Source organism: Janthinobacterium aquaticum, assembly GCF_009208565.1.
Taxonomy (GTDB): Bacteria; Pseudomonadota; Gammaproteobacteria; order Burkholderiales; family Burkholderiaceae_D; genus Janthinobacterium.
On the sequence record NZ_WFLK01000004.1, the window covers coordinates 317390 to 330466 of the forward strand.

9 protein-coding genes are annotated in these 13077 nt (G+C 62.3%); 7 read left to right on the forward strand and 2 right to left on the reverse strand.

The genetic code is table 11. From position 1 onward, the window contains the following. Positions 1–116 precede the first annotated feature (116 nt). A complete protein-coding gene (locus GCM43_RS09195) occupies positions 117–851 on the reverse strand; it encodes a TetR/AcrR family transcriptional regulator (RefSeq protein WP_152243413.1) in 735 nt (244 codons plus the stop codon). A 134-nt stretch (positions 852–985) separates the two neighbouring features. On the opposite strand from GCM43_RS09195, the gene GCM43_RS09200 reads away from it, so the two are divergent. The 7 genes from GCM43_RS09200 (at position 986) to GCM43_RS09230 (ending at position 10690) form a co-directional block, all read left to right on the forward strand. After that, positions 986–2188, forward strand: a complete 1203-nt coding sequence (locus tag GCM43_RS09200) for an HlyD family secretion protein (RefSeq protein WP_226929414.1) — start codon at positions 986–988, stop codon at positions 2186–2188. 6 nt (positions 2189–2194) lie between these two features. Beyond that, the gene (locus tag GCM43_RS09205) at positions 2195–3793 is read left to right on the forward strand and encodes a DHA2 family efflux MFS transporter permease subunit (RefSeq protein ID WP_152243417.1); all 1599 of its coding nucleotides are present in this window, start codon (positions 2195–2197) and stop codon (positions 3791–3793) included. 26 nt (positions 3794–3819) lie between these two features. Beyond that, positions 3820–5280, forward strand: a complete 1461-nt coding sequence (locus tag GCM43_RS09210; RefSeq protein WP_152243419.1) for an efflux transporter outer membrane subunit — start codon at positions 3820–3822, stop codon at positions 5278–5280. A 231-nt stretch (positions 5281–5511) separates the two neighbouring features. Continuing rightward, positions 5512–7251, forward strand: a complete 1740-nt coding sequence (locus tag GCM43_RS09215) for a methyl-accepting chemotaxis protein (RefSeq protein WP_152243421.1) — start codon at positions 5512–5514, stop codon at positions 7249–7251. A 60-nt stretch (positions 7252–7311) separates the two neighbouring features. Then, positions 7312–9030 carry a dipeptidyl-peptidase 3 family protein gene (locus GCM43_RS09220; RefSeq protein ID WP_152243423.1) on the forward strand — a complete coding sequence of 573 codons (1719 nt, stop codon included), beginning with the start codon at positions 7312–7314 and terminating at the stop codon, positions 9028–9030. A 145-nt stretch (positions 9031–9175) separates the two neighbouring features. Further along, positions 9176–9847 carry a hypothetical protein gene (locus tag GCM43_RS09225; protein ID WP_152243425.1) on the forward strand — a complete coding sequence of 224 codons (672 nt, stop codon included), beginning with the start codon at positions 9176–9178 and terminating at the stop codon, positions 9845–9847. 111 nt (positions 9848–9958) lie between these two features. After that, positions 9959–10690, forward strand: coding sequence for a BON domain-containing protein (locus tag GCM43_RS09230; RefSeq protein WP_152243427.1), 732 nt, complete (start codon positions 9959–9961; stop codon positions 10688–10690). Positions 10691–10911: 221 nt separating this feature from the next. On the opposite strand, the gene GCM43_RS09235 is transcribed toward GCM43_RS09230, so the two are convergent. Continuing rightward, a complete protein-coding gene (locus GCM43_RS09235) occupies positions 10912–13056 on the reverse strand; it encodes a dipeptidyl-peptidase 5 (protein WP_152243429.1) in 2145 nt (714 codons plus the stop codon). Positions 13057–13077 lie beyond the last annotated feature (21 nt).

The following is a 13077-nucleotide window of genomic DNA, read 5'->3' on the forward strand; positions in this document are numbered from 1 at the left end:
ATGCAGGTGAAATGAGCGTAGGTCGGATTAGGCCCTGCGGGCCGTAATCCGACACCACCACGAGCGCGATTGACAAGTCACGGCCAACAATGTTGTCGGATTACGGCGCTCTGCGCCTAATCCGACCTACCTGTTTGGTGCGGTGCTTTCAACGTCGCGCGCAAAAACAGATCGAGCCGCTGCTCGACCAGCCGGCGCAGCTGCGCCACATCGGGCTGTGACTGGGGCAGGAACAGCAGGCGCGACATCTGGTCGCCCATCAGGCAGTTCAGCAGGTGCGAGCCCAGTTCCTGCGGCGCCAGGCCGTCGCGAAACAGCACGGCGATATCGGGGCGGCTGAAAAAGCGCGTCAGCGTCTCGCGCGTGGCGCCGGGGCCGATCTTGTAGAACGATTCGGCCAGTTCCGGGTGGGCAGCCGCTTCGGCAATGACCATGCGGTTCAGCCTTATCGCGCTCGGAAACGTCACCAGCTGCATGAACAGCAGGCCAAAGCCGGCCAGGATGTCTTTTAGCGGGCGCATGTCGTCTTCGAGCGCCGGCATGCTGGAAAAATACGCTTGACGCTTCTGCTCGACCACCGCTGTAAACAAGCCGGCCTTGCCGCCGAACTTCACATAAATGGTGCGGACGGCTACATGCGCTTCGCGCGCAATCATCTCCAGGCTGACCTTGCCATAACCCTTGTCCAGGAACAGCATGCCTGCCGTATGCAGCAGGTTTTCCATGCGCGCTTCCTTGTCGGCCGCGCGCGGGCGGCCGGCGGACTTGCCGCAGCACATGAAGTCAGGCGCGTTGTTTTCAGAATCGACGTTGTCGTTTGGCAACACGTCGTTGAGGCCGGGATCGGACATGGTCGGGGTCTCTGGTTAGTGATCGATGCTGACACTGTAGTGCAAAATAAAATGAAATGCAATCGTTTCATTTCTTGACTTTGGACTTTGTTTGTCCAATAATGAACTTAAATCATTTCATTTTGGAGCGCAGTATGTCCACTCAGTCCAGCCAGGCCGATCAGCCTGCCAGTGTTTCCCCAGCAGGCCCAGCCCCTGTACGCATTACGCCTGCAGCTCCAGCGGCGGCCGCGCCGGCCGGGCCCAACAACCGCGTCAAAATTATCGCTGGCCTGATCGTGCTGGCCGCGCTGGGCGCCGGTGGCCGCATGTGGTACCGCAGCCATAATTTTGTCGAGACCGAAAACGCCTATGTGGCTGGCCACGTGCATCCGGTATCGGCGCGCATTTCCGGCGTCGTCACCAAGGTGTTTATCGATGACAACCAGATGGTGAAAGAGGGCGACGTGATTGCCGAACTCGATCCGTTTGACCAGCGCGTCAAGACCGAACAGATCGCCGCCCAGATCGCCAGCGCCGAGCAGCAGGTGCTGCAGGCCGATGCGCAGATCGCCCAGGTACAGGCACAGGCTAGCGCTGCCCAGGCGCAGGTGGCCCAGGCCGATGCGCAATTGTTGCGCGCCAAACAGGATGCCGAGCGCTTTGGCCAGCTCTATACCAGCCAGATGAAGGCTGTCTCGAAAGCCGAAGTGGACGCTGCCAACGCCGCCCGTTCCGGCGCGACCGCTGACCTCGCTGCCCGCCGCGACAGCGCCGCTGCCGCCAAGGCGCAGATCGGTGCCGCCCAGGCTGCGCGCGATGTGGCCAAGGCCCAGGTTGCCGTGCTGCGCGTGCAGTTGAAAGACGCCGAACAGCAGCTGCAATACAACCGCATCCTGGCGCCGGTTGCCGGCCGCATCGGCAAGCGCAACGTGGAAACAGGCATGCGCGTGCAGCCTGGCCAGCAGCTGACGGCCATCGTGCAGGATGATGTGTGGGTGACTGCCAACTTCAAGGAAACCCAGCTGGCCAATCTGCATCGCGGCCAGAAGGTGCATGTGTCGGTCGACGCCATGCCCGGCAAGGAACTGGTCGGTACCGTCGACAGTTTTGCACCGGCTTCGGGCGCGCAGTTTGCACTGCTGCCAGCCGATAACGCCACCGGCAACTTCACCAAGATCGTCCAGCGCGTACCGGTCAAGATCGTGTTCAAGCCGGAAGACATCAAGGCCATGAACGGCCGCCTTGTGCCGGGCATGTCGGTGATTGCCGAAGTCAATATCAAGGAGCCTGTTTCCGAGCCGGCCGCACAGCACGCTGCTGCGCCAGCCGCCACCGCTGCCACTGCCGCTCGCTAATCTGTCATGAGCAGCCCCTCAACCACCCTGGCCAGGCCGCCAGCGTTCCCCGTGCTGGACGATAAAGTCTCCGGGCGTACCTGGCTGGCCGTGGCCGCCGGCATGCTGGGCGCCTTTATGGCGGTGCTCGACATCCAGATCACGAACTCGTCGCTCAAGGACATCCTCGGTTCGCTGTCGGCCACCCAGGAAGAAGGCTCGTGGATCTCCACCGCCTACCTGGTGGCGGAAATTATCGTCATTCCGCTGACCGCCTTGCTGGCGCGCGTATTCAGCCTGCGCGGCTACATGATTGGCACCACCTCGTTCTTCCTGCTGTTCTCGACCTTGTGCGGTACCGCCTGGAATCTGGAAAGCATGATCGTGTTTCGCATGCTGCAAGGCTTTACCGGTGGCGCGCTGATCCCGATGGCCTTCACGCTGGTGATGCTCAAGCTGCCGCCGTCGAAGCGCGCCACCGGCATGGCCATTTTCGGCCTGACCGCCACGCTGGCGCCGGCCATGGGCCCGACCCTGGGCGGCTATCTGTCCGAGCTGTATGGCTGGCCTTCGATTTTCTATATCAACTGGGTGCCGGGCGTGCTGCTGATCGTCGGCATGATCTATGGCCTCGACAAGGAGCCGGTCAATCTCAAGCTGTTCTGGAAGGCCGACTGGCTCGGTATCTTCTTTATGGCGCTGGGCCTTGGCTGCCTGACCATTTTCCTCGAAGAAGGCAACTCGAAAGACTGGTTCGATTCGACCTTTATCATCACCTTTGCAGCACTGGCATTGGCTGGCCTGTTGGGCTGGGTCGTGACCAGCGCCACGCGCGCCGAACCGTTCGTCAACCTGGCGCTGTATGGCCAGCGCAACTTCCTGGTGGCGACCTTGCTGTCGGCCGTGACCGGCATGGGCTTGTATGGCTCGGCCTTCCTGCTGCCACTGTTCCTGGGCCAGATCGCCGGCTATTCGCCGATGCAGATCGGTGAAGTGATCATGTGGGTCGGCCTGCCGCAGCTGTTCATTATGCCGTTCGTGGCCAAGCTGTCCGCGGTGGTCGATAACCGCATCCTGTGTTCGTTCGGCCTGCTGCTGTTCGGTGGCTCGTGCCTGATGAATGCCTATATGGATGCGTCGACCGGCTACGACCAACTGCTGTGGTCGCAAGTGGTGCGTGCGCTGGGCCAGCCGTTCGTGATGCTGACGCTGTCGAACTTTGCTATGAAGGGCATCGCGCCCAAGGACATGGCCTCGGCATCGAGCCTGTTCAATATGACCCGCAATCTGGGCGGCTCGATCGGCATTGCCCTGCTGGCCACGGCGCTCAGCACCCGCGAGCATTTTCATTCGCAGCGCCTCGGTGAATCGATCAACGCCTTTTCCAGCGCGACCCAACTGCGCATCGACCAGCTGACGGCGTCGTTTGTCGGCAAGGGTTTCGATCCGGTCACGGCCGGCAACCAGGCTTTGCAGGCGATTGACGGCATCGTGCGCCGCGAAGCGTATGTAATGGCCTACAACGACGGCTTCTTCCTCGTTGGCGCCATTTTGATCGGCTGCATCGTGCCGCTGTGGCTGGCCGACAAACTCAAAGCCCCCGGTGGCGGTGGCGGCGGTCATTGACCGTCCATCAGAATAAAAGGTACATCATGAAAACAGTATTGACCAAAATCGCCGCAGCAGCCTCGCTGGCCGTGGCGCTGGCCGCCTGCGGTACCGTCGGCCAGGATTTCAAGGCGCCTGCGAATGTGGCTGGCGTTGACGGCAGCACGTTCCGCCACGGCGCCGGTGCGCCGGACGCAGCGCAACTGCCGGCCCAGTGGTGGCGCGTGTTTGGCGACGCCGCCCTTGACCAGCTCGAGCAAAGCGCGCTGCAGGACAATCCAAGCGTGAAGGCGGCCGGCGAACGGCTGCTGCAGGCGCTGGCGCAAAGCGGCACGGCGCGCGCCAACCAGGGCGTCAATGTGAGCGTCAATACCGGCATTTCCAATTCGCGCACCTCGGCCAATACCTCGCAGGGCCTGGCGTTGGGCAACCGCTCGATCAGCGGCAACAACTTCTCGGTGGGCGGTTCGCTGTCGTATGAAATCGACCTGATGGGCCGCGTCAAGCGCCTGGTCGAAGCATCCGACGCCCAGGCATTGGCGGCCGAAGCCGACCGCGACGGCGTATTGCTGATGCTGTCGTCGCAGGTGGCCAGTACCTACTGGCAGTTGCGCGGGCTGGATGCCGAACTGGCGATCCTGAACGGCGCACTCGACACCCGCCGCGAATCGGCGCAGCTGGTCGAGGCACGCTTCAATGCGGGCCTGACCAATGAGCTCGACCTGGCGCGCGCCAAAGTAGAATTGCAAAACGCCCAGGCCGATCTGCATGAAGTGCAGCGCCAGCGCAATCAGCTGGAAAACAGCCTGGCCACGCTGACCGGCAAGGCGCCGTCGGCGCTGCAACTGGCAGCCAGCTCGAACGTGGCGTTGCCGCAGCCGCCGGCCATTCCGGTCGGCCTGCCAGCCAGTTTGCTGGCGCACCGTCCTGACCTGGTGTCGAGCGTGGCCAGCCTGCGCGCGGCCAATGCCCAGGTGGGCGTGGCCGAAGGCGCATTCTATCCATCGCTGCAGCTGACCGGCAACTTTGGCTACGCCTCGGAAAAGCTGCGCGACCTGGCGCAGGGCGGCTCGCGCCAGTTCAGCGTGGGGCCACTGGCGCTGTCGCTGCCGATCTTTGACGGCGGTCGCAACCAGGCCAATCTGGACTTGTCGAAAGCGCGCTACGGCGAGGCGCTGGCCAATCACGAGACCAAGCTGCTGACGGCCCTGCGCGAAGTGGAAGACGCCCTGTCGGACGTGCAGCAGCGCCAGTTGCAGGGCGATGCGCAAGCGCTGTCGCAGGAAGCGGCGGCGCGCGCCTATCTGGTGGCGCGCACCCGCTACGAGCGCGGCGTGTCGAATTACCTCGACGTGACCGACGCCCAACGCAGCTCGCTGGCAGCCGACCGCGCCGCCGTGCAGATCAAGACCCAGCGCCTGCTGGCAACGGTGGCCGTGGCCCGCTCGCTGGGCGCCGGCTGGCAGCCGCAGGGCGAACTGGCCAAGCTGGCAGCAGCGCGCTAAGGCAAGTGCAATGATTACGTGAGCGTGGCCGGCGGCGGTGTCGCCGCCGGCCCGTAGCGTTACAGATATACCTCAAACCAAAGCGCGTTGTGGCCGGGCCTTAGCGTTCCAGCAGCGGCGCTGACGGCATAAAAAGCAGCAAGTCCAACGCAAATGCGGCATCCGTGTTAATTTATCGTTTCCACAATTCAATATTTGATTTTGGCAACTTTTATAATAACAGGGACGGATATGCAAAGCACCAGCATCAGCACACGCTTGTACACAGGATTTGGCCTGGTACTGTTACTGCTGATTATCGTTACAGCACTCGGCATCAACCGCGTACAAAAGATCGACACCATCCTGACCAATATCAGCGAGGTCAATAACGTCAAGCAGCGTCACGCGATCAATTTCCGCGGCAGCGTGCACGACCGCGCGATTGCCTTGCGCGATGTGGTGTTGGCGGGCGACCAGCCGGCAGTCAGCCAGCACGTGGCGCAGATCGGCAAGCTGGCCGACAACTATGCGCAGGCGGCCACACCGCTTGAACAGATCATCGGCAGTGGCAAGGGCGTCACACAGGACGAGCGCGATGCGCTGGCCGGCATCAAGGCGGCCGAAGCCAAGGCCCAGCCGGTCATTGCCAAAGTCATCGCGCTGCGCCAGGCCGACAATGTCGCCGAAGCGTCCACACTGCTGCAGCAGCAGGGCGCCGTGGCGTTTGTCGACTGGCTGGCGGCCGTCAACAAGCTGATCGACCTGGAAGAAAAAATGAGCCGCGAGCAGGCGGCCAGCGCCACCACCGTGGCGCGCAGCTTCTTCTTTTTCATGGTGGTGCTGTGCGTGGGTGCGATTGCCATCGGCATGACGGCCGCCTGGCGCATCAGCCATGGCCTGCTGCGCCAGCTCGGTGGCGAGCCCGATTATGCGGCCGCCATCGTTGGCGATATCGCGGCCGGCAACCTGGCCGTGACCATCGATACGCGCCCTGGCGACAAGAGCAGCCTGCTGTTCGCCATGCGCGGCATGCGCGACAGCCTGGTCGCCATCGTCGGCCAGGTGCGCGCCGGTACGCAGACCATCGCCACTAATGCGCGCGAGATTTCCGCCGGCAACCAGGATCTGTCGAACCGCACCGAGCAGCAAGCCGGCTCGATCGAAGAGACGGCCAGCTCGATGGAGCAGCTGACCGGCACCGTCAAGCAGAATGCCGAGCACGCCGTGCAGGCCAACGAACTGGCGCAATCGGCCTCCAGCGTGGCCGTCAAGGGTGGCGCGGTGGTGGCGCAGGTGGTCGACACGATGGCCTCGATCAACGATTCCTCGCGCAAGATCGTCGATATTATCGGCGTGATCGACAGCATTGCCTTCCAGACCAATATCCTGGCCTTGAATGCGGCCGTCGAGGCGGCGCGCGCCGGCGAGCAGGGCCGTGGCTTTGCGGTGGTGGCGACCGAAGTGCGCAACCTGGCGCAGCGTTCGAGCCAGGCAGCGAAAGAAATCAAGGGGCTGATCGACGATTCGGTTGAACGCGTCGATGCCGGTGCACGCCTGGTCGACGAGGCGGGCGCGACCATGCAGGACATCGTGGCCAGCGTCAAGCGCGTGACCGACATCATGAGTGAAATCAGTGTTGCCACGCGCGAGCAGTCGTCCGGTATCGAACAGGTGAACCAGGCCATCGGCATGATGGACCAGGTGGTGCAGCAGAACGCGGCGCTGGTCGAGCAGTCGGCCTCGGCCGCCGCTTCACTCGACGAGCAGGCCGGCAGCCTGGCGCAACTGGTCAGCGTGTTCAAGCTGGGCGCGGACGAGCACGCATTCAAGGCGGCGCCAGCGCCGGCGCCGTTCAAAGCAGCAGCAGCGCCAGCACCAGCGCGCAAGCCTGCGCCGGCCAAGGCAGTTAGCGCCAGGCCGCAGCGCCAGTTGCCAGCCAAAAAGCTGGCGCCGGCCAAAGTGGCCGATGATTCCTGGGAAGAATTTTAAGCCGCCGCTGGCGTACAATCTGGCTCTTGTCGATGTTTCGAGGCTCAAGAGCCAGACCCCATGAAAAAATTCCTGTTTCCCCTGCTGATGGCTGCGGCCGTCGGCAGCGCCTGCGCCGCCACCGGCGCGCCAGCCACCGCCGAACAACTGACGGCCATGAGCGCACGCTATGCGCCTGTCGAGCTCAAAGCCGATACCTCACACTTGTCGAGCGGCGACCGCAAGGCCATCGCCAAGCTGATCGAAGCGGCCAAGCTGGTTGACGTACTGCAGCTGCGGCAGCGCTGGTCCGGCAATGAAGCGCTGTGGGCGGCGCTGAAAAAAGACCAGTCCGCGCTGGGCCAGGCGCGCCTCAATTATTTCTGGATCAACAAGGGACCGTGGTCGGTGCTCGACGGCCATGGCTCGTTCATGCCGGCCAGTTATGCCGGCATAACCATTCCTGCAAAGAAACCCGAAGCGGGCAACTTCTATCCGGCCGGCGCTACCAAGGCCAGCCTTGAGCAGTGGATGAACGGCCTGGCGCCGCAGGACAAGCAGCAGGCGCAATGGTTCTTTACCACCATTCGCGCCGGCAAAGATGGCCAGTACCGCACGGTCAAGTATTCGGATGAATACAAAAAGGAGCTGACGCAGCTGGCCAGGCTGCTCAACGAGGCCGCAGCGGCCACCGACAATGCCTCGTTGAAAAAATTCCTGAGCCTGCGCGCCAAGGCATTCCTCGATAACGACTACCTGCCGTCCGATTTTGCCTGGATGGACCTCGATTCGCCCGTCGACGTGACTATCGGCCCGTACGAGACCTATAACGACGAACTGTTCGGCTACAAGGCCGCGTTCGAGGCCTATGTGAATATCCGCGACCAGGCCGAAACGCAAAAGCTCGACTTCTTTGCCAAGCATATGCAGGAGCTGGAAGACAACCTGCCGCTCGACGCGCAGTATCGCAACCCGAAAGTGGGTGCGCTGGCGCCGATGGTGGTGGTCAACCAGGTGTATGGCGCCGGCGACGGCAATATGGCCGTGCAGACGGCGGCCTACAACCTGCCCAATGACGAGCGCATTATCAGCCAGCGCGGCTCGAAGCGCGTGATGCTCAAAAACGTGCAGGAAGCCAAGTTTGCCGCGACGCTCACGCCCATCTCGAAGCTGGTGCTGGCGCCTGATGCGCAGCAGGACGTGGACTTCAATTCCTTCTTCACGCATATCCTCGCGCATGAAATCATGCATGGTCTGGGCCCGCATGCCACCACCGTCGATGGCAAGCCCTCCACGCCGCGCCAGGATCTGAAGGAAACCTATTCCACCATCGAGGAAGCCAAGGCTGACATCACCGGCCTGTACGCGCTGCGCTACATGATGGACAAGGGTCAGTTGGATGGCACGCTGGGCCGTGGCGAGGTGGCAGAGCGCAAGCTGTACAACACCTTCCTCGCGTCGGCTTTCCGTACCCTGCATTTCGGCCTGACCGATTCGCACGCGCGCGGCATGGCGATCCAGCTCAACTACATCCTCGACAAGGGCGGTTTCGTGTCGCTGGGCGACGGCCGCTTTGGCGTTGATTTCGGCAAGATCAAACAGGCCGTGATCGACCTCGACCGCGAGTTCCTGACCATTGAGGCAACCGGCGACTACACGCGCGCCAAGGCCCTGATGGACAAGTACGTGGTGATCCGTCCGGAAGTGCAGGTCGCGCTCGACAAAATGAAGTCGATCCCGAACGATATCCGTCCGGCGTTCGTGACGGCGCGTGCGCTTGACCCTGTTGGTGTCAAATAGACCTTTGATTTTGCGTCGGATTACGGCCCGGTGGGCCACATCCGACGCTTGCTGATTTATTCGGTAAAAGTTGTCGATTTTTCCTTGCGGAAACATCTCTCTGGACTACCCTGCAGTATCCTGCCCTTTACCTGCTGCGGTATACATGTCCAGATTGCTATTGTTGTTCAGCCTGTTTTTACCTTCTTTTCCCGTCCTGGCTTCTTCTGCACTGACCGCGCTTGAAACGCGCTGGCTCAAGGCCGGCGCGCCCGTGATCGCCTATGCGCGCGCACAGGGCCTGCCGCTCGATATCGTGGTACAGCCGCAAACGACGCCCGACGCCGTACCGTTGGCGCTGGGCTTTGCGAACGGGCGCTGCAAGCTGGTGCTGTCGATGCGCGGCAACGCCCAGGCCGAAGCGGTGCTCGCTAGCGTGCGGGCAGATCAGAAGAGCCTGATGATCGAAGCGATGACGGCGCACGAGATCGGCCACTGCCAGCGCTATGCGCAAGGGGACTGGCATCAGATGCCGGCCGGTTTTGTCGAGCCGCGCACCAGGCGCATGCCGACGCTGGCGCAGGAACTGGCCGCCACCCGGCGCGAGGAAGGCTATGCCGACCTGGTGGCGCTGGCCTGGATGCACCAGCATCATCTTGCCAACTATCGCGCCGTACTGGACTGGATGGGTTCGGTGCGCGCCAGCATGGCCAGCGGTTCGCACGACACAGCACCGTGGCTGGCGCTGGCTGCCGTACCAGCTGTTTTTGACGATGCCGACACGCCATTTGAGCAGGCGCAGAAGCTGTGGCAGCAGGGCTTGCGTCAAGGAAAGTAAGTGATTGCTTGCCGGTGGATCGGCATTGGGTGTGTGTTGTCGCACAGTGCGTGCAGCCCGACAGGCGTTTAATCGGGGCCTCGACTTCTTATTCCACCAGGAGGACCCATCATGAACAACATGCTCAAACTGGTGCTGGCCGCCAGCGCCAGTGCCTTGCTTGCCACTGCACCTGCTTATGCTCAGGATACCTCGTACAAAAGCCTGACCGACCAGGCTGCCACCACCTACAAGCAGGCCAAGGATGCCTGCGACAGCCAGTCCGGCAATGCAAAAAAAGTTTGCGTGGAACAAGCCAAGGTCGCGCGAGCCAAGGCGGACTCCGACGCCGTGGCCCAGCACCGCAATACGCCGCGCGAACTGGCCAAGGCCCGCAAGGATGTGGCCGATGCCGAATATGACCTGGCCAAGGCCCAGTGCGGCGAGCGCAGCGGCGCGGCCAAGACCAGCTGCATGAACGATGCCAAGGCCCAGCAGAAAGCCGCGATTGCCGACGCGAAGATGGGCGCCAAGGCCGGCACCAATGTGGCGCAAAATCTGATGCCGGCCAAAACCGAGAGCTGTGACGGCATGGAAGCGACCGACAAAGCCGCCTGCATGTCGCGCAACGCCGCCGGCACCACCAAAAACGTGGTGGCCGACACCGTCATTACGACCAAAATCAAGGCCGACCTGGTCAAGGACAATGACCTGAAAGCCATGGACGTGCATGTGGAAACCACCAACGGCGTGGTCATGCTGAGCGGCTTCGTGCCTTCTCAAGCCCAGATCGACAAAGCAGCTGACTTGGCCCGTGGCGTGGAAGGCGTAACAGAAGTGAAAAATGGCTTGAAAGTGAAGTAAACACTTTCTTCGAATACCATTGGCCCGGCATTGCACGGCATTGCCGGTAGGTCGGATTAGCGGGGCTAGGCCCGGCGTAATCCGACAATATTGTTGGATTACGCGGTGTTGTCGGATTACGCCGCTGCGCGGCTAATCCGACCTACGCGGCTGATGCGACATATGCGGCTGATCCGACATATGCGGCCAGCCGGGCCCGCAGCCAATATTTCAGGTATTTTTTATTTCAGGTACTTCGCCAGCCAGCCTTCCACTTCGCTGTAGAAGTAGCGGCTGTTTTCGCCCTTCATGATCCAGTGGTTCTCGTCCGGGAATACCAGCAGCTTGGCAGGCACGTTCAGGCGCTGTTGCACGGCAAAGTTCATCAGCGCATTGTTGGCCGGCACGCGGTAGTCGAGTTCGCCCACACTGATCAGTATCGGCGTGACGAAGCCGGTGCCTTTTTCATGGTTGCCAGCTTGCATGATCGGGCTTTGATCGCGCCATACGGGCAGGTTCGACCAGACCGGGCCGCCGGCATTGACTTCGCGCCCGAAGCCACCATCGCTGGTGCCCCATTGCATGATCAGATCCATTTCACCGGCGTGCGAGACGATCGCCTTGTAGCGGGTGGTGGTCGCCTGCAGCCAGTTGGCCAGGTGGCCGCCGTAGCTGGCGCCGCCGGCCGCCAGCTTGCTGGCGTCGATAAACGGATATTTCTTGATGGCTTCATCGACGCCTTCGTTCAGCTCGTCGGCCGGGCCTTTCAACGGGTCGAACTGGATCGCGCGCGAGAACTCTTCGCCATAGCCGGTCGAGCCCTTGTAGTCGGTCAGCAGCACGATATAGCCGGGCTTGGCCAGCAGATGGTAGTTCCAGCGCAGCACGAACTGGTCGCGCCACATGCTGGCCGCGCCGCCGTGGATGACGGTAAACAGCGGGTACTTCTTGTTCGGATCAAAATTGGCCGGCTTGACGATCATATTGTGGATCTGGCGGCCATCGGTGCTGGTGAACCAGAAATGCTCGGGCGCCTGCCAGTCGATCTTGCTGGCCTTGTCGGTATTGAAGTCGGTCAGGCGCTTCGGTGCCTTGCCATTGAAGGCATAGACTTCCGGTGGATTGATGCTGGACTCCCACACGCCCACCACGGCCTTGCCGCCACTGCTGAGCGAATTGATGCTGCCGGTCGGCAGGGACGGTTCATCGCGCACTTCACCGCCTTTGACATCGATCGAGTACAGTTTTTCCAGGCCCGCGTGTTCGTAGCTGAAGATCACGCGCTTGCCGTTCTCCGGCAGCACATAGCGCGAGATCGAACGGTCCAGCTTGGCCGTCAGGATAGTTGGCGCCGGGTTGACCAGCGGCCAGGAAAAGCTGGCCAGGCGCTTCACATCGTAGACCTTGCCCGGCGTTTCGGCGTCCGACAGCGCAAACAGGGTCTTGCCGTCGGCAGCAAATTTCAGCGCGCCATAGCTGTGCGCATCCTGCGTCAGGCGCTGCGGTTCGCCGCCGGCGGTGCCGACCAGATACAGCTGCGCCGGCACGGCCGCGCGCTGGAACGCATCGCGGTTGGTAGCGGCATTGAACACCACGCCTTTGCCGTCCGGCGTCCAGATGGCGTCGAGCGACTGGCCTTCATCGCCCTGGCTGCCGCCAAAGCCGGGCAGGGCCACCAGTTGTGTGTCGGCCAGGATATTGCGCGGTACGCTGTCGGCTTGCGCGTCGACCACGAACAGGCGCACTTGCTTGTCGGTCAGCCATTTGTCGAAATAGCGTGGCGCCGTAGTGTCGTACGCGCGTGCGCTGTATTTGCGCTCCTTGCGTTCTTTCGCGCTTTGCTTGACGTCGCTTTCGGTCTTGTTGCCAGGATAGATGTCGCTGACAAACAGCAGCTGCTTGCCGTCCGGACTCCATTTCGGCGAACGCGCGCCCATGGTCAGCGTGGTCAGGCGCTGCGCTTCGCCGCCGGCGGCCACGTCAAGACGGTAGAGCTGGCCGGCCTCGTCACCATCGCGCTTGGCAACAAACACCAGCTGGCGGCTGTCGGGCGACCAGGCCACCGCGCTTTCGCCGCCCTTGGATGACGTCAGCCGGCGCGCCGGCGCATCATCGGTCAGCGACTTGATCCACAGGTCCGACCATTGATCTTTGCTCTCGTAGGCGGACTCGACCACCGAGAAGACGGCCCAGCGGCCGTCAGGGCTGGCCACCGGCGCGCCGACGCGTTTCATCAGCCACACGTCTTCGTGGGTAATGGCATGCCTTGCAGTCTGGCTGACGTTGGCATTGACAGGCGCTACAGTATCGGCAGCGTGAGCAAGTGGCATGCAGGCCGCTGCGATCAGCAGCGGCAGCAGGGCACGGCGAAGACGGGGGAGGGTCATGAGGCTGGGTCCGTAAAGTTG

Coding starts and splice junctions, on each gene's coding strand:
- GCM43_RS09220 (WP_152243423.1), top strand. CDS start 7,312: ATGAAAAAATTCCTGTTTCCCCTGCTGATGGCTGCGGCCGTCGGCAGC.
- GCM43_RS09195 (WP_152243413.1), bottom strand. CDS start 851: ATGTCCGATCCCGGCCTCAACGACGTGTTGCCAAACGACAACGTCGAT.
- GCM43_RS09200 (WP_226929414.1), top strand. CDS start 986: ATGTCCACTCAGTCCAGCCAGGCCGATCAGCCTGCCAGTGTTTCCCCA.
- GCM43_RS09210 (WP_152243419.1), top strand. CDS start 3,820: ATGAAAACAGTATTGACCAAAATCGCCGCAGCAGCCTCGCTGGCCGTG.
- GCM43_RS09205 (WP_152243417.1), top strand. CDS start 2,195: ATGAGCAGCCCCTCAACCACCCTGGCCAGGCCGCCAGCGTTCCCCGTG.
- GCM43_RS09225 (WP_152243425.1), top strand. CDS start 9,176: ATGTCCAGATTGCTATTGTTGTTCAGCCTGTTTTTACCTTCTTTTCCC.
- GCM43_RS09215 (WP_152243421.1), top strand. CDS start 5,512: ATGCAAAGCACCAGCATCAGCACACGCTTGTACACAGGATTTGGCCTG.
- GCM43_RS09235 (WP_152243429.1), bottom strand. CDS start 13,056: ATGACCCTCCCCCGTCTTCGCCGTGCCCTGCTGCCGCTGCTGATCGCA.
- GCM43_RS09230 (WP_152243427.1), top strand. CDS start 9,959: ATGAACAACATGCTCAAACTGGTGCTGGCCGCCAGCGCCAGTGCCTTG.